Consider the following 15,862-nt stretch of genomic DNA (forward strand, 5'->3'; position numbering starts at 1 on the left):
CAACGCCGGCCACGATTTCGAGTGGGCCGACATAAAACAGGATCTGTCAGCCCTGAAGACCGTGACCATCGAAGAAGAAGGCAAGCGTTTCGCGATTCGTACCGAGTGCCAGGGATGCTGCGGCAAACTATTTCAGGCCGTTGGGGTGGCTCTGCCGCAAGTCATTCGCGAGGTCGCATAACAGGGCTACCGGAAAACCAACAAAAAAGCTCAAGTAGTGCCAAGGGCTTTTTTGCGTTCGCTAATATATTGATTTTGCGAGACTTTGCAAAAGTCACTGGCAAAGATCAGTTTAGGTCTTTTTCGATATTTATTTTTCACAAAGGTTTTGTAATTTAATCTTTTTTCTGCTGTCGATTGCAAATCGGTAATTTATACTGCAATTTAACTGCGGTCTTACCGCTCGAAGAAGTTTAGAAAAAAAGAAGGCTTGGAAACCCTCTGTGTTAAGCAAGGTTTGTTCTGAAAACTTGATAATTAAGCCGTTATCGGTTATTTTTGCCCTCAATTGCTTATTTACGGTCTTCGCCCTGTCAATAAAAATTACTATGGACGAGACCCTATGCAGTTGTGATTTCAATAACTAAGCGTAACTCTTCAGCGTCGTTGCGTTGCGGGGCCCACTCCCGCATTAGTTCCTTACAGGTTATTTTCTTGTTTTTTTTCAACAATTTTTTCAACTATAAAAACAAGAAAATGTTCTGATAAGAGTACTTATTTGCGGGCCGTGAAGGCCCCCATTTGGGTTGCGGGATTATTCCCGCATTAGCTCGTATTGAGACGTGAAAAGCAAACTTAAGGAAAATCCGGGGCCTGACCTGCTTTCTGCGGTAAATCTGGATTGTGTCCGTACGCAGTATTTCCCGGGCCTGAATGGTTACAAAAACCTTTTAACGAAAAGGAAATTAATGTATGCGGTGTCATGAGGTTGATTATCAGATTGTTGGTGACGATATGCAGATGGTTCAGGTGGAGCTGGATCCGGGTGAGACGGTCGTTGCCGAAGCCGGAGCCATGACCTACATGGAAGAGGGGATCCGTTTTGAAGCCCGCATGGGTGACGGCTCGGAAGCCGAACAGGGGATGTTTGGAAAACTTCTCGGTGCGGGAAAAGGGCTCTGACCGGTGAATCACTCTTTATGACCCATTTCACCAATCAGGGTCGCCGTAAAGAGCACGTGGCCTTTGCCGCTCCTTACCCCGGGAAAATTATTCCTTTGGATCTGGCGCGGGTTCCGGGTAACGAGATTCTTTGTCAGAAGGACGCCTTCCTCTGCGCGGCGTATGGGACCCGGATCGGGATTGCCTTTCAGCGCCGCCTGGGAGTCGGCTTCTTTGGCGGGGAAGGCTTTATTCTGCAACGTTTGCAAGGGGATGGCATGGCTTTTGTTCATGCCTGCGGAACTATCATTGAACGTCAGCTGCACGGTGAAACCTTGCGTGTCGATACCGGTTGTCTGGTCGCTTTCGAGCCGGGTATTGACTACAATATTGAACGGGCAGGGAATTTGAAGAGTATGTTCTTCGGCGGCGAGGGTTTATTCCTGGCCACGTTACAGGGCTCCGGCCGGGTCTGGTTGCAGAGCTTGCCGTTCAGTCGGCTGGCGGATCGGATTCTTGCCCATGCCCCTGTCTCCGGCGGTGCGCAAAAAGGAGAAGGGTCTCTGCTGGGCGGACTGGGGCGAATGCTGGACGGCAACTGAGTATCAATTGTTTCTCTCGAACCATTCATATAGATGCAGGTGCTGGTAAAGGACACCGAAGTGAAGATTTTACAGGATACGCGCGCCGGGAAGATCATGAAGGACAAACTCGTAGGAGGAGGCTGTACATGTTTGCACATCTTTTAAATGCCGAACAGAAAATACTAAGGGATGAAACCCGGGACTTTGTCAAGTCCATTCCCCGGGAAATGATTCTGGATATGGATGCCGACAAAATCCAATTTCCCCGGGAATTCTTGCAGGAAGCCGGGAAGCGCGGCCTCATGGGCTGCCGCTACCCCAAACAATGGGGCGGCCGGGACCTGGATTGGGTGTCCACCTGCATGGTCATGGAAGAAATCGGAAGGCTGGGCTATATCTTTGCCTGCACCTTTGGAGTGGGCGCCGAGCTGGTCTGTGACGCCATTATCCGGCACGGCACCGACGAGCAGAAGGAAAAATATGTGCGGCCTCTGCTTCAGGGAAAAATCTTTGCCGCGGAATGCTTGACCGAACCCCGGGGTGGATCGGATTTTTTCGGCGCCACCACCACGGCCAAGGACATGGGGGATCACTTTCTTGTCAATGGCCAGAAGCGGTTCATCGTGGGTGGAGAGGGGGCCGATTATTTCCTGGTCTATGCCCGGACCGATCCCCAGGGCGAGCCCCACAAAAGCATTTCCTGTTTTATCGTGGACAAAACCGCAGGCGTCAAAACCGAATACCTCTACGGTCTCATGGGTTGCCGGGGCGGCGGCGCCGCCCGCATGGTTTTCAAGAATGTGCGGGTTCCCAGGGAAAACCTATTAGGCCGACTGCACCAGGGCGTGGCCGTGTTCAACACCATGATGATTCCCGAGCGCCTGGGAACGGCGGCCATGACCATCGGCGCGGCCGCTCCGGCCGTGGAGGTGGCCACGGGTTACACCGCGAAGCGCAAAGCCTTCGGCCGCCCCGTGGCGGAATTCCAGGGCGTTTCCTTCCAGGTGGCGGAAGCCGTTACCCTGCTGGACGCCTCTCGGGCCATGATCTATGCCACGGCCCGAGCCGTCGACGGTAAAATCGATGAAAAGCAGATCCGGCGGCTGGTCTCCCAGACCAAAAAATTTGTTACCGAATCCTGTCAGAAAGCGGTCCACAACGCCATGCAGGTGATGGGCGGCATCGGCTACACCAACATCTATCCTGTGGAACGGATCTTACGGGACCTGCGGCTGGCCTCCATCTGGACCGGAACCAATGAGGTTATGGCCATGATCATCGCCAATGAATGGTATAAGGAATTCGAGCATAACCGGAAAACCGGTGTTCTTCGGGATCTGGAAGAAGATGCGGCCGAAGCCGGGGCCAGGGATGAAAAGATTTTCGAGTAAAGTCAAAACGCGCCGGTCCGCGGTGCCGGCCCGGCTTACAAATAAAATAAAGACTAAGCTTTACAATCGGTTGTGGTTCTGTTTTATTGTCTGATAGGATAAGTGATTCGGGGCGTTCTGGTTTTTTGCCCAAAGAGGCTTTGCCGCAATTCGAAAAACCTTGAGTCGCGGAGGCTGGATGAAGGCGGAATGACTTGAATCCGGGGTTGCACTTTAAACGGAAACAGGCGAAGGCTGAAAGGAGAAGAGCGATGCCGGAATTTGGAACCCCTTTTTCGGGGCTGGCGAAAGACAGAAAACTCACGCATGAGGAGCTTATAAGGGCGATAAGATTCATGGTGGCCGCGGAGTATGAGGCGATTCAGTTGTACATGCAGCTGGCGGAATCAATCGACAACAAGCTCGCCATCGAGGTGCTCAGAGACATCGCGGATGAGGAGCGGGTTCATGCCGGTGAATTTCTGCGACTGCTCCATGAACTTGATCCCGAGGAAGAAAAATTCTATGCGGAGGGCGCTCAGGAGGTGGAAGAAGAAATCCGGAAGCTGAAGTAGGTTCCCAAAAACCTTCGCGCCCGGTCCGCGCGTTGCCCTTGGCTTGACGGTGTGGGGGCAAGGGCGCGGGCAGAGCGCGAAGGTAAATCGTTTTATTTTACGGTTGCGGGAAAAAAGACCTTTTTGCAAAGGTTGTTTCATCATCTCAAAGACGGCAGGCTGTCCAGCATCATGCCGTCGCTCGATCCGTTGAGCTGAAAACCGACCATGTCGCGGTCGGACTGGTAAGTGAGATAGGTGGCGGTGCTGATGTCTTCGTGAAAAATATTTTCGGGGATATCCACTATTTTTTCATGGCCGTTCATTCTCAGCGCCACGCTCGCAATCATCTGACCATCATTTCCATAGGCATTCAGTCTGACGCTTGCCGGCAGCGAGGTGTTGTTGACGATGGCGATGCCGGTGAAGCCATCTTTCTCAAGTTTGGGGAAAGTTCCCTTGCTGCCGTTGATCTCTACCCCAGCATAGCCCGCCAGCTGAAAACCATTGTTGGTGCCGAACAGTTCAAAGCCGGTCAGGGGTTGGTCGGCTTCGATCTTGAACCAGGCGGTTGCCGCCGGGAAACTCAGAGATTCGGCTGACGCAACCAGCTTACTGTGGCCGTCCAGATTTCACATTGACGGTCGACAGCTGGGCGCCGCCGGCGCTGAAAGTCGTGAAACCAAGGTTTGCGGTTTCCGGGGCGCAGTTAAAGGCGACGGCCCCGGTCCGCCAGCCGTCGGTGGTGGCGAGATGCGGGTAGAAAATCTCCTGGGCGCTGCGATCCCGAAGCAGAATGCCGGATAATTGTTTGCCGTCGCCACTGCTGCCGAAAAGTTCCAGGCCGATGATACCGGCGCTGTTCCTGATGATGGCGGACTGAATGCCGGGTTGCGGCTGGTTATCGAACAGCGACCGGATGGTCAGGGCTTTATGCTCTCCCGGGGCCAGCTCGAGAAATTTTGTCAGGCCATTGTCAGCTTCAAAGAAAATGGTGCGCGGGCCGGCCGTGACGTTGACCAGGCTCAGTCCGGTGAACCAGTCGTCATCGGAAGCGATGTGGGGCACGTAGATATCGCCGCGATTGACGGTTTTGGACGCGGGAATGGCGACGCGATAAATACTCTCGCGGTAAAACTTCACGTAGCCGACAGCGCTGTCGGAGATGGCGCCGTTCGCCTCGAAAACAATATAGCCGATCCGGTCCGGGCTGGTGAAGTTTCCCTCGACGAGGACTTCATGACTGGCCTGGGGGGCAACGTAATGTTTTCCAGAGTGGAAACCAGGGTGCCGTTATCGGCGTAAGCCTTGAAAGCGCCGGTGATGGTCGCGCTGGTGCCGGTATTGATGATGCAGATTTCGGTCTCCCAGTCGCCACTGGTGGCGACATGGGGATAGTAGAGACAGTTGTTGGTGGTGACCAGATACTGACCTATCGCCTGGTTTTCCCAGTTATCGGTGGCTTCGGCCCGGACCAGATAGTTGCCGGGCCGGGCGTAGCTGTGTGAGCGGCTGCCGCTGGCAATCGGCCCCTGGTAGGGGCTGGAGTCTCCGAAATCCCAGCGGCAACGGGTGAGCAGGGTGCCGGACACCGGAGAGCTCAGAATGACCCGGAAGTTTTTGAAGGTGGAGGTCGAACCGCTTTGTTCGCTGATGGTCGCGGTCGGCTCGTCAGCCAGCCAGGCGAGCAAAAGATCGAGCAAGGCGGAACGCGAGGTGCGGCCTTGCAGATTGTTGACGCCCTCCAGGCCAAAGCTGGTAAAGATTGATCGCCCGGCGTAAGGTTGGCTTAAAAACTCCAGGCTGGGTTGGGTCCGATGGGCCAGGGCGACGGTGCCGTCCTCCTGATTTAACGCTCCGGGGTAGCGCAGCAGGGGCTGGTACGTGAGCCGCAGGGGTTCGTCATCTATGTCCTGCCAGGGATAGGATTGCAGCTCATCCATGTAATGCTGGTTGCCGGCGCCGTCGCCGGAAGCCGTGAGGTCCAGCGCCACTCGACTGAAAGCCGGGGGCGCGTCAGCGTGGGCGATGAGATTGCGATCGGGCAGCCGGTCATCGGTCAGGTTGTCCCACCAGGACCTGCCGCCCAGGACGTAGCTGTAAAAAATTTCATCGTTATTGAATATATTGGAAATATCCTGTCCCATGGCGAGCATGCGGCCGCCGCCGTTGGCGTATTCGGTCAGGCGATTGCCCTGCTGATCGGAAAGTGCGGCCCAGTTGTCGCCGCTGAAATAAATCAGGTTCGGATAGCGGGAAAGTACGCTCGCTGCGGGAATGGCGTTTTCCGGTGTCTGGGCATCGACATCCCAGACCGTGTAGCTTTTGCCGAGGCTGTCGAGGGCTGAGGTATAATAGCGCCGGTAGTCACGGTTCTCGCCGCCGCTGCTGCCGTCATTGTCGAGCAGCAGGATTTCCTTGTTCGGCTTCTCAATAATTCGGGCCCAGAGCGGCAAGTGGGCGTCATGGGTGGTTCCGGACAGCAGGATGTAACCTTGCAGGTCGCCGCTGGTTTTTCCGCTGGCGGCGGAATCGATGGTTATGGTCAGCTGGGCGCTGGCGCCTGGGGCTAGGGTCAGGTTGGCCGGGGAGAGCGTGACGCCGTTCAGGCCCGGATTGCCGAAACCGTCGTCCGGACGGGGATTGAAGCTCGTAACGGTATAGGTTTCGGCATCAGGGGAAATATTGGTGATGGTTGTCGTCAAAGATCGTTGTCGGCCGTGCGTCAGTCGTCCGAAGCTGATGGCCGGCGGCTGGCAGATGATGCCGGGGTCGGTGACCCGGGAGAGATTGAGCCGACCGGCCCCGATTTCCAGCGGTTGCCCGGGCAGGTTGTCGTGCGTCCATACGTTCTGAAAAACAGAAGTTGTCATGAGGGCCGACTTTATATAACTGTTGGGCCAGTCGGGATGCGCCTGACGACGGATCAGGGCGGCGGCGCCGGCGACATGAGGGGCCGCCATTGAGGTTCCGGAAGACTGTCCGTAGCCGAAATGGCGCTCTTCGCCGGCGGCGTGAGGGGTGTAACCCTGCGAGAGAATATTGTCGCCCGGAGCCGTGATGTCGGGTTTCAGGACCTCACCGACGCCTGGTCCCTTGCTGCTGAAGTCGCTGAGCCGGTCCGGCTCTATCGTGATCTGATAGGCGCTGTTGTCGATTTCTATGCGGGCGGCGGCGCCATAGGTGTTACACCAGTCAAGCAGGGCCAGGCCGTCACTGTGTTTGATGAAAATTGCGGGAATGTTGATCTCTTCTTCATGCGACGAAGTGGTCATGCTGACCAGATTATTGCCGCTTTCTTCGTGGTTGTAGATTATAACCAGAGAGGCTCCGGCTTCCTGAGCGAGAAAAACCTTATCGCTGAAATAACAACCGCCGCGTTCGATGAGAACCGCTTTGCCGGTAAAGGGGGTTCCCGTCCAGGAGGAACAGCCTGACTGGTTGCCGACGTCCTCGCCGGCCGCGGTGAGCAAGTCATAGGTGGCTATAGCCGGCAGGCTCGGGCCGAAATCGGCTTCCATCATCGAGAGGCCGATTAATTTCTGGTCAACCGGCAGCGGAGCCGTGACGTTGAGGCGACCCGAGGCCAGGGCGGAAGTTGTGGTCGATGAAGCCACGCTGATGTAGTCGGCGGAAGGATGATCGCCGGTTCCCAGTCCAGGGCCGGAGTTGCCGACCGACATGACCACGAAAATTCCGGCCTCGGCGGCATTGATCAGGGCCCGATCAAGCGGAACGTAATAGCCTCCGGCCGAGGTCGGACCGGAGCCCCAGGAGTTATTCAGAACATCGGCGCCGTCCGCGACGATGTCTTCGAGGGCGGCCAGCCCTTCGGTGGTGTAAAAACTGTCGTCGCCGCTCTGGCTGGGATAAAAGACCCGATAACTCATAAGCCAGGCGGCCGGAGCCACGCCGCTGATGTCGAAATTAAGTCCTAGATAGTCGGCGCTCACCGGGTTGCCGGCGGCGATGCCGGCAACATGAACCCCGTGTGAAATGCCGTTTTCGCCGGGCCAGACATTTTCATCCCCGGCCGTGGGTGGGTCATCCAGCCTGAAATAGGCTCGGGAAACAATGACTTTACCATTATTGTTGGTGGTGTCACCCAGGCCGGGGGCCGGTATGTCGGCGGGATACTGGAAGCCTGCGCCGCTGAACATCGGGGCCAGATGGTGAATACCGCCGTCCATGATGGCGATCTTAATGCCCCGACCGGCGTTCGCGGAGGAAACCATGGCCGGATGGTTCCAGAGCGCCTGAGCGTCGATCAGCTCCCGGCTGGCATAGAGGGTGGGATGGTAGGCCCGATTCTGATACACGGCCTTGACTTCCGGCAAGCTTTTAATCCGCTCGGAAATCGCCTTGCGATCGCCGTCGCCTAACTCAAGCGACAGGCCGTTGAACAGCATCCGGTAGCGATTTTCGTGAAAATTTCCGGTTGAATCGCGGTGCCGGGAAATCTTAAGCCCGGTCGTCAGGGTCTGCAGTTTTTTGATAAGGGTCTGCTGCTCAAGTTCAATCGTCTGCAGATATTGTCTGGACGCGGTTTTTTGCAGAGCCAGGCGGCGAGCGCCGGGTTGACCGTAGGTTTCCGGGGCCAGAGCGTATTACTGGGCCAGGGGGCTGCTTCTGAGTTCGACGATCAGACGATTAGCATGGTTGGCTTGCGAAGCGCGGTGAGTGGCGTTGTTGGAAGCGGAAAACGATTTTTTTGACCCGGCCGGATCTGAAGCCGTCCCCGCGGTTACTTCGGCGGCAAAAGCGGTGATGCCGGTAATTGTAAAGAGAAGCAAAACCAGAGGTCATAATCTTCTTCCCGAAAGGTTTTTCATGTTCTTTCTCCTTCAGCCTTGTCAGATACGGGTGGATTTTCGCGAGCGTAACGGTTGTGTAAACGGTTGTGCAAAATGAATTGTCTCGACCCGGAAGGGGGGCATGAGCGGCTTTCCGGTGCTTCATTGCTGCACCGACTGGGCGCAGAATGCGGCCAGCCGGGGCAGCAGCCGGGACAGAATCCGGTTGGCGGCCGCAACCCCGCCGACCGCGTCCGGCGGGGTTGCGGCTTCACTTTCCTGAAAAACCCGACTGCCGACCAGCTTTCCCCGGTGGTCGATGATTTCCAGCTGACATGAGAAAATCAGCCGGGCGCTCTCCGGGGGTAAAAAATCCTGATATAACTCCAGCAGGGTAAGGTTGATCAGATAATCGGCCTGGGCCGCGCTCGGGGCCGCCAGCGCGGCTTCGAGCGCGGGGTGTTCGTTCAATTCCCTGACCAGGGCGGTTTGCAGCAGCCGGGCGGGCTTGTCGAGCCAGCGACTGTGGGTGAAATATTCGATCTGATGTCGGGAGCGCATGTAGGCCATGGCCGCGGTATCATATTCAGAGGCGGCGCCGGCGGCGGAGACCATCAGAACCGGGCCTTTTCCGGAAAGCTTTTTCGGGGTCGAGGCCGCGAGGTGGGCGGGGGCTTCCAGGCGATACAGCCTGGCCGCCGGGGTCGGCGAACCTAGGCGGAAACAGCCGTTCAGCAAGAACAGCAGGCTGCCCAGAAAGATGACGGGGCGGACCAGGATTTTTACGGCGAGAGCCCCATGCGTCAGGGTTTCCCTGGTGGTCTGCGTGTTTTTCCGTGGTGGCAGGGGGGGGGCAGTTTGATTCATTCTTCTTCTCCCGGTCCCGGAGCGGCGGCGGGCGGCCCCGAAATAATCAGGGCGGGGTTGCGCTGCAACGCACCAATCAGGTTGCCGGTCTGCTCCAGAAGCAGCTGTATGGCCACGGTCAGATCTCTGAACCGGCGGTTTATTCCTTCACTCATGACACCAAAATCCTGAGCTCCGTCGCCGACGGCCCGGCCTATGGCGCGGCCCTGTCCGGAAAGCTCCCGGGCCATGACCTGAAGTTCGGTGCCGGCCTGGTTCAGGGTTTCGAGCAGGCGCGGCAGCGCCTCGGCCGCGACCGCGCTTTTCCCCAGGGTTCCGGCGGCGGCCTGAATCGCCTCCTCCAGCTTCGGTGAGTTGCGGGCCAGGATCGTCGAGACCTCTTCCAGATTTTTCAGGGTTCGGTCAACCATGCGGCTTTTGTCGTGATCGAGAAAGGCTTGGAGGTTATCGGCGGCCTTGGTCAGGCTCGAAATCAGATTGGTGACATCTTCATCCAGTCGGGTCAGCAGGGAGGGTTCGCTGAGAATGACGGGATATTTTTCCGTCGCCGGCGCTTTTTGCGGGGGCGCGTCTTTGCGGCGGCTGCCCAGATTGATATGGGCCACTCCGGTCAGTCCCTGAAAAACCAGGGTCGCGGCGGTGTTTTCATTGATCGGAGTCTCCCGATCGATGGCCAGCAGAAGGCGAACCCGCAGAGGGTTGTGCGGGTCGATTTTTATTTCCGTGACCCGTCCCACTTCCACGCCGCGATATTTAACCGGAGCATCCTGGTTGAGCCCGGAAACCGATTCGTCAATGTAGACATAGTGGAAATCAAGATTTTTGGCCGGGGTTCGCAGGCTGAGCCAGAGGGCGCCGCCGAGCAGCAGGCCGCCGAAGAGGACCACGAAGAGTCCGGTCAGGATGTAATTAATTCTGGTTTCCATTTTCGCTCGCCGCCTGAAAATAATTTAAATGTCGCCGTTCCTTCTTCGGGCCGCAAGACCTCGCGTCCCTTGAAAAAATGAATTAACCAGCGGGTTGTCGCTGGCGGCCACCTCCTCTTTGGTGCCGAGGGCCAGGATTCGTCCTTCACCCAGGAGCGCGATGCGATGGGCCAGCCGCCAGAGAGAATTTAGATCATGGGTGACCATCAGAACCGTCAGATTGAGGGCCTCGTGGAGTCTGAGCAGCAGTTCGTCGAAGTCACCGGCGCTGACCGGGTCGAGACCGGAGGTTGGTTCGTCGAGAAAGAGAATTTCCGGATCCAGGGCCAGGGCGCGGGCCAGACCGGCCCGCTTGCGCATACCGCCGCTGAGCTGGTTGGGAAACAGATAACCGGTTTCCGGGGCGAGCCCGACCATGACGATCTTTCTCAAGGCCAGTTCGAGAGTGAAACGCGGACTCAGATGGCTGTGTTCCTTGAGCGGCAGCGCGACATTATCAAAGATATTGAGCGCATTGATCAGGGCGCCAGACTGGAATAAAACGCCCATGCGGGGCCGCAGTTTTCGCAGCTCGCTTTCGGTCATGGCATCAATTTCGCGGCCGAAGAGCCTGATGGTGCCGCCGGCTGGTCGTTGCAGCCGCAGAATTTCCCGCAGCAGGGTGGATTTGCCGCTGCCGCTGCCCCCGACCAGGGCGAGAATCTCGCCGCGCACCAGATTGAGATCGATGTCCTGATGCACCACCCGGTTGCCGAAGCGGGTGGAAAGCTTGTTGACTTCAATGGCGTAATCCATGTTTGCCGCTTTGCCGGATTTCATATCTTCAGCCAGCTGAACAGGATCGAAAAAGCCGCGTCGCTGATGATTATCAGAAAGATTGACTGAACTACGCTGGTCGTGGTTTTACGTCCCAGAATCTCGGCGCTGCCCGAAGTTGTAAAACCCTGATAGCAGCCGACGATGGCAATGATCGCGGCAAAGACCGGGGTCTTGCCGATGCCGATCAGATAAGCCGTCTGGGAAAGGGCCTTCGGTAACCTTTCCCAGAAAACCGCCGGGCTCACGCCGAGCATGGCGTTGGCCATGAACATGCCCCCGAAAATGCCCATGATGTCGGCGAAAACCGTGAGCAGAGGCAAGACAATGATCAAGCCGAACAGTTTCGGCAGCGCCAGCAGTTCAAGCGGTTCGAGGCCGATAACCTGCAGGGCGTCGATTTCCTCGGAGAGCTTCATGGAGCCGATTTCGGCCGTGTAGGCCGAACCGGTGCGGCCAGCGACCATGATGGCGGTCATCAGTGGCGCCAGCTCGCGAACGATCGCCAGCCCGACCAGATCGACAATGAAAATGTTGGCGCCATACTGGGCCAGCTGCATGCCGCCCTGATAAGCGATGACCAGGCCGATGAGAAATGAGAGCAGGCCGATGATCGGCAGCGCCTCCCGGCCTGAGCTTCTCATTTCCTGGAAAAGTTCGGGCAGGCGCAGCCTACCCGGATGCCGAGAAAGATAACGCACGGCCATTATCAGCCGCCCGAAGAATGACAGCAGCGCCACTATTTCGTGGACTTTGGCCAGACTCTTGCGTCCCAGCTGAAGGAGCAGGTTCGAGCGTGGTTCTTTGTTCGGGAACGCGATTTCCCCTTGTTCGGTGAGACTTCGCAACAGTTTCCGCGGCGCGTTGTTCAGCCCCCGTAGGGGCACGCAGTCGCGGCCTTTGGTCAGGTGTCGCTGCAGCCTGAGCAGAAGCAGGGCCCCGGCCGTATCCAGGTCGCTGATGCCGCGGCCGTCAATCTCAAGCGGTCCAGAAAGAACGGGATCGTTGTGGTCGGCAAGTTTTCTTTCCACCCCGGCCAGGTGCTCGGCTCGCCAGACGCCCGTACAGAAAACCTTTCCCGCCTGCAGGTCGAAATTCAGGGCGGCGACGTCCTGGCCGGTCGCCGAAGTCGCGTGCTCGCTGTTTTGGGAAGAAGCCTGGACGTGGTTCATCACGGTCTTTCTGGTCTTGGTCCGGAACGATTTTTCAGGCGGAGGTTCTCGGTGGTTAATTACATGCCGGAGTGAATTTAGTCAACCTGATCTTGCCGGGTTGCGCCATCCTGGTTGCCTTGGGGGAACGGGTGTTTTTTTCGGGCTCTTTAAAATCTTGTTTAATTCCAGGTTTTCGATTATCCTGATTATGTTACCGGGTGGTCGCAGGCTCAGTGTTTGTTCCCTTGAAATCAGGGAGGCATCGATGACGGCTCAAGGTCGGGACGGCTATCGAATGGAAGTCGATGTACTGTTGCGGGTTCTTCGCGGCTCGCGGAACGGTCTTTCCCGGCGCGAGGCCGAGCGCCGCCTGCGGGCTTTTGGTCGCAACGAGCTGCGGGAAAGATCGCGCCTGCCATTATGGCTGTTGTTGCTGGCGCAGTTCCGGGAGTTGCTGATTATCATCCTCCTGATCGGCGGGCTGCTCTCTTTTCTGATTGGTAACTATCGTGACGGATCGATTATTTTCATCATCGTTTTTGTCAACGCCGGCATTGGTTTCTATCATGAGAACAAGGCCGTTCGGATTGTGGCCCGGTTGAAAAATCTGATCCGTTCTGCGGCCAAGGTGATGCGTGACGGGGAGATGTTGGAAGTCCGCCAGGAATCTCTGGTGGTCGGCGACATTGTTCGGCTCGAGGCCGGAGATAAGGTGCCGGCCGATGTCCGCCTGCTGGAAGTGCATGAGTTTAAAACCAGCGATTTTGCCCTGACCGGCGAATCCCTGCCTCAGGCAAAGCAGATTGAGGCCCTGAGCGGCGTGGTGCCGCTGGCTGACCGGGTGAATATGGCTTACGCAGGAACCATGGTCGCCACCGGCAACGCGGTCGGAGTGGTGACCGCTACCGGCATGGCCACGGAAACCGGCAAAATCGCCGCTCTGGTGGAAAGCGCCGGTGGCACTCAGACCCCGCTGCAAAAGGAATTGCGGCGCCTGGCAAATCAACTGACGGTGGTGGTCGTGGTGATCGGGGCGGCCCTTTTCGGGCTGGGTCTGCTGCAGGAATTTTCTCTTCACATGAGCCTGGTTTATGCCCTGGGGGTGGCCATGGCGATGGTTCCTCAGGCTTTGCCCGCCCAGGTTACGGTGGCGCTGGCTACCGGTAGCAACCAGCTTGCCGAGCGCCAGGCGGTGGTCAAAAATCTGCCTGCGGTTGAGACTATTGGGGCGATCACGGTTATCTGCACCGATAAAACCGGAACCCTGACCAAAAACGAGATGACGGTGCAGGCCCTCTGGTTTGATGAACGCGCTTATCAGGTTAGCGGCCTGGGTTACGAACCTCGCGGGGAACTGCGTCGCGAGGATGGCGGCGATCAGACCGCCGCCGAACTGGAAAATCTCGATATTATGCTGAAATGGCTTCCAGCGCCGAGATTCACGAGCCCGACGAGGAACATCATTTCTGGTATCCGATCGGCGATCCGACCGAAGCCGCCCTGGTTACCCTGGCCGCCAAGCTTGCCGGCCGCAGTCCGCGTGAGAATGAAGATTTTCCCCAGTTACAGGAGTTTCCCTTTGACGGTGAGCCGATGCGCATGAGTTCGGTCCGGCGTTTTCCCGACGGTTTGCGGCTGGCGGTCAAGGGCTCGAGCGCCAGCCTGCTGCAGATCTGTACTCGGTTTTATCGGCGGGGAGAGGCCGTGTCCCTGGGGGAGGCCGAGCGCCGGCGCATCACGGAACTGACCGAGGTATATTCCCGCCGTGGTATGCGGGTGCTGGCTTTTGCCCGGCTCGAACTGGATTCGGCGCAGACCGAATATCAGCGCGAAGCGGTGGAGCGGGAACTGACCTTTCTCGGCCTGATGGCGATGCTGGACCCGCCCAAGGAGGGGGTGCGGGAAGCGGTCAGGGATGCCCGGGAAGCCCATATTCGGGTTTTTATCCTGACCGGTGATCATCGGGAGACGGCCCGGGCCGTGGGCCGGGCGATCGGTTTGCAGAGCTCGGGAGAATCGGTGCCGGTGGTTACCGGTCGGGAATTCAAGGAGATGGATGAAATGTTCGTGGCGGAGCTTCTGAGCGCCCATCCGGCGGTTATCTTCGCCCGGGTCGATCCCGAGGATAAACTGCGGATTGTCGAATTGCTGGAAGATCAGGGAGAAATCGTCGCGGTCACCGGAGAGATGGAGTCAATGACGCGCCGACCCTGCGCAAGGCCCATATTGGGGTCGCGATGGGTCGCCGAGGCAATGATGTGGCCAAGGAGGCGGCTTCCCTGGTGCTGCTGGATGATAATTTTTCCACCCTGGTGCATGCTATTCGTGGCGGTCGTTGCATTTACGATAATCTGCGTAAAACGGTGCTGGCTTCGCTGACCACCAATCTTGCCGAGCTGGTGCTGGTCCTGATTTACCTGCCGCCGCTGCGTGCGTTTCTTGGTTTCGGCCCACTGGGGCCGCGGGACTGGTTTTTTGTTCTGGGAGCGGCTTTCCTTTACCTGTGGCTGTTCGAGCTGGTCAAACTTAGCAAACGCAGGGCCGTCCGCAGGGCCGGGACGAAGCGGCCGCGGCGCGCCCGATGAAATGACGAGCGCGAAAAAAATCGTAACTATTTAGCATCCGGTCCTGAAACTGAGGGGCGGAACTTTTACCGAAGACCGGGTTGCCGGTGCGTCATGGTCCTGAGGTCCTTCATGTCTGATATCGCCCTGGTTCAGCCGCCGCTGGAGGATTTTTATCTGACCGGCAAGCGCACGGTTCCTTACGGTCTGCTCGCCTTGGCCGCCGCTCTCGAAAAACGGGGTTTTTCGGTGACGCTGGTTGACGCCCTGGCGACCGCGAAGAACAAAATCATTCCCCGGCCGTCGGCCATGGATTATCTCGAGCCGCATTTCGGCCGGCCCGACAGATCGCCCTTTGCTCTTTTTCACCACTACCGGCATTTTGGTTACAGTTTTGCTCATGTCGCCGAACTGGTGTCTCGCAGCGGGGCTTTTCTGGTGGGGATTTCGTCCCTGTTTACCCCTTATCATGAAGCCGCGCTGGAGACCGCGCGGATCATCAAAAAACGGCTGCCGACTTGTAAGATCGTGGTCGGCGGTCATCATGCCACAGTTCTGCCGGAGGCCGTGATGGCTTGTGCGGCGGTTGATTTTGTTTTGCGCGGTGAAGCTGAGAATTCCCTGCCGCGGCTGGCCGCGCTGGTCCGGCAGGATCGAGAGACGGCGGAGGAAGCGTTGTCGGCGATTCCCGGTCTGGTTTGGCGGCGGCCCACCGGCGTTATTGAGCCGGCGGCCCCGGCCGTTGTCGATGACCTTGACGCGCAGCCGCCGCCGGCCGTCCATTTACTGAAAAGCTCATTTTATCGCCGTCACGGGCGCGCCGGCGCGGTGATCGTGGCGAGCCGGGGCTGTCCTTTGCGGTGCAGTTACTGTGCGGTCAGCGCCGCCGGCGGTCCGCCATATCGAAGGCGATCCCTGGCCGGGGTGATGGTTGAAATCGAGCGCGCGATTTGTGGGCAAGGGGCGGGGTTTATCGATTTCGAGGATGAAAATCTAAGTCTCGACCGGGGGTGGTTCATGGAATTGCTGGCTGCTCTCGCGAGGTTGCGCCGCGACCATGTTTTTGAGTTGCGGGCTATGAATGGACTTTTTCCGCCGTCCCTGGATGAGCCGATGATCGCGGCCATGGCCGC

At 57.7% G+C, this 15,862-nt stretch carries 14 protein-coding genes and 1 pseudogene; 8 read left to right on the plus strand and 7 right to left on the minus strand.

Translation table 11 applies throughout. The features are described 5' to 3' along the window. Positions 1–912: 912 nt before the first annotated feature. From ENN66_09625 to ENN66_09640, 4 genes and pseudogenes are all read left to right on the plus strand, one after another. A pseudogene (locus ENN66_09625) lies at positions 913–1,703 on the plus strand (TIGR00266 family protein). A gap of 128 nt (positions 1,704–1,831) precedes the next feature. Continuing rightward, the gene (locus tag ENN66_09630) at positions 1,832–3,076 is read left to right on the plus strand and encodes an acyl-CoA dehydrogenase (GenBank protein ID HDS16844.1); all 1,245 of its coding nucleotides are present in this window, start codon (positions 1,832–1,834) and stop codon (positions 3,074–3,076) included. A gap of 251 nt (positions 3,077–3,327) precedes the next feature. Continuing rightward, positions 3,328–3,630, plus strand: a complete 303-nt coding sequence (locus ENN66_09635) for a rubrerythrin (GenBank protein HDS16845.1) — start codon at positions 3,328–3,330, stop codon at positions 3,628–3,630. A 293-nt stretch (positions 3,631–3,923) separates the two neighbouring features. After that, positions 3,924–4,211, plus strand: a complete 288-nt coding sequence (locus ENN66_09640; GenBank protein ID HDS16846.1) for a hypothetical protein — start codon at positions 3,924–3,926, stop codon at positions 4,209–4,211. A gap of 10 nt (positions 4,212–4,221) precedes the next feature. Here ENN66_09640 and ENN66_09645 read toward each other — a convergent pair whose 3' ends face one another. The 7 genes from ENN66_09645 to ENN66_09675 form a co-directional block, all read right to left on the minus strand. After that, positions 4,222–4,752, minus strand: a complete 531-nt coding sequence (locus tag ENN66_09645) for a hypothetical protein (protein ID HDS16847.1) — start codon at positions 4,750–4,752, stop codon at positions 4,222–4,224. Continuing rightward, positions 4,749–8,018, minus strand: coding sequence for a hypothetical protein (locus ENN66_09650; protein HDS16848.1), 3,270 nt, complete (start codon positions 8,016–8,018; stop codon positions 4,749–4,751). Before ENN66_09650 ends, ENN66_09645 begins: the two co-directional genes overlap by 4 nt. A gap of 198 nt (positions 8,019–8,216) precedes the next feature. Then, on the minus strand, positions 8,217–8,402 hold the full coding sequence (locus tag ENN66_09655) for a hypothetical protein (GenBank protein HDS16849.1): 186 nt from the start codon (positions 8,400–8,402) through the stop codon (positions 8,217–8,219). A gap of 162 nt (positions 8,403–8,564) precedes the next feature. Then, on the minus strand, positions 8,565–9,269 hold the full coding sequence (locus ENN66_09660; GenBank protein HDS16850.1) for a hypothetical protein: 705 nt from the start codon (positions 9,267–9,269) through the stop codon (positions 8,565–8,567). Next, positions 9,266–10,195 carry an MCE family protein gene (locus ENN66_09665; GenBank protein HDS16851.1) on the minus strand — a complete coding sequence of 310 codons (930 nt, stop codon included), beginning with the start codon at positions 10,193–10,195 and terminating at the stop codon, positions 9,266–9,268. The genes ENN66_09660 and ENN66_09665 overlap by 4 nt, the downstream gene beginning before the upstream one ends. Before the next feature lie 24 nt (positions 10,196–10,219). Further along, a complete protein-coding gene (locus ENN66_09670; GenBank protein HDS16852.1) occupies positions 10,220–11,014 on the minus strand; it encodes an ATP-binding cassette domain-containing protein in 795 nt (264 codons plus the stop codon). Then, positions 11,011–12,183, minus strand: a complete 1,173-nt coding sequence (locus ENN66_09675; GenBank protein ID HDS16853.1) for an ABC transporter permease — start codon at positions 12,181–12,183, stop codon at positions 11,011–11,013. The genes ENN66_09670 and ENN66_09675 overlap by 4 nt, the downstream gene beginning before the upstream one ends. Here ENN66_09675 and ENN66_09680 point away from each other — a divergent pair. From ENN66_09680 to ENN66_09695, 4 genes are all read left to right on the plus strand, one after another. Then, positions 11,972–13,768, plus strand: a complete 1,797-nt coding sequence (locus ENN66_09680) for a hypothetical protein (protein ID HDS16854.1) — start codon at positions 11,972–11,974, stop codon at positions 13,766–13,768. The genes ENN66_09675 and ENN66_09680 overlap by 212 nt on opposite strands. Beyond that, the gene (locus ENN66_09685) at positions 13,585–14,544 is read left to right on the plus strand and encodes a cation-transporting P-type ATPase (protein ID HDS16855.1); all 960 of its coding nucleotides are present in this window, start codon (positions 13,585–13,587) and stop codon (positions 14,542–14,544) included. The genes ENN66_09680 and ENN66_09685 overlap by 184 nt, the downstream gene beginning before the upstream one ends. Further along, complete coding sequence (locus tag ENN66_09690) at positions 14,403–14,750, plus strand: hypothetical protein (protein ID HDS16856.1); 348 nt, start codon at positions 14,403–14,405, stop codon at positions 14,748–14,750. The genes ENN66_09685 and ENN66_09690 overlap by 142 nt, the downstream gene beginning before the upstream one ends. 93 nt (positions 14,751–14,843) lie before the next feature. Continuing rightward, the coding region (locus ENN66_09695) for a radical SAM protein (protein HDS16857.1) at positions 14,844–15,862 on the plus strand (1,019 nt) is incomplete at its 3' end.

The sequence above is a fragment of the Pseudomonadota bacterium genome (assembly GCA_011049115.1).
In the GTDB taxonomy this organism is placed as follows: Bacteria; Desulfobacterota; Anaeroferrophillalia; order Anaeroferrophillales; family Tharpellaceae; genus DSCM01.

Bases quoted from the DNA above. Each gene is read 5' to 3' on its own strand.
- ENN66_09685 (HDS16855.1), top strand. From the start codon at position 13,585: ATGGCTTCCAGCGCCGAGATTCACGAGCCCGACGAGGAACATCATTTC.
- ENN66_09670 (HDS16852.1), bottom strand. From the start codon at position 11,014: ATGAAATCCGGCAAAGCGGCAAACATGGATTACGCCATTGAAGTCAAC.
- ENN66_09630 (HDS16844.1), top strand. From the start codon at position 1,832: ATGTTTGCACATCTTTTAAATGCCGAACAGAAAATACTAAGGGATGAA.
- ENN66_09690 (HDS16856.1), top strand. From the start codon at position 14,403: ATGGGTCGCCGAGGCAATGATGTGGCCAAGGAGGCGGCTTCCCTGGTG.
- ENN66_09635 (HDS16845.1), top strand. From the start codon at position 3,328: ATGCCGGAATTTGGAACCCCTTTTTCGGGGCTGGCGAAAGACAGAAAA.
- ENN66_09640 (HDS16846.1), top strand. From the start codon at position 3,924: ATGGCCGTTCATTCTCAGCGCCACGCTCGCAATCATCTGACCATCATT.
- ENN66_09650 (HDS16848.1), bottom strand. From the start codon at position 8,018: ATGCTGTTCAACGGCCTGTCGCTTGAGTTAGGCGACGGCGATCGCAAG.
- ENN66_09660 (HDS16850.1), bottom strand. From the start codon at position 9,269: ATGAATCAAACTGCCCCCCCCCTGCCACCACGGAAAAACACGCAGACC.
- ENN66_09665 (HDS16851.1), bottom strand. From the start codon at position 10,195: ATGGAAACCAGAATTAATTACATCCTGACCGGACTCTTCGTGGTCCTC.
- ENN66_09680 (HDS16854.1), top strand. From the start codon at position 11,972: ATGCCGCGGCCGTCAATCTCAAGCGGTCCAGAAAGAACGGGATCGTTG.
- ENN66_09675 (HDS16853.1), bottom strand. From the start codon at position 12,183: ATGAACCACGTCCAGGCTTCTTCCCAAAACAGCGAGCACGCGACTTCG.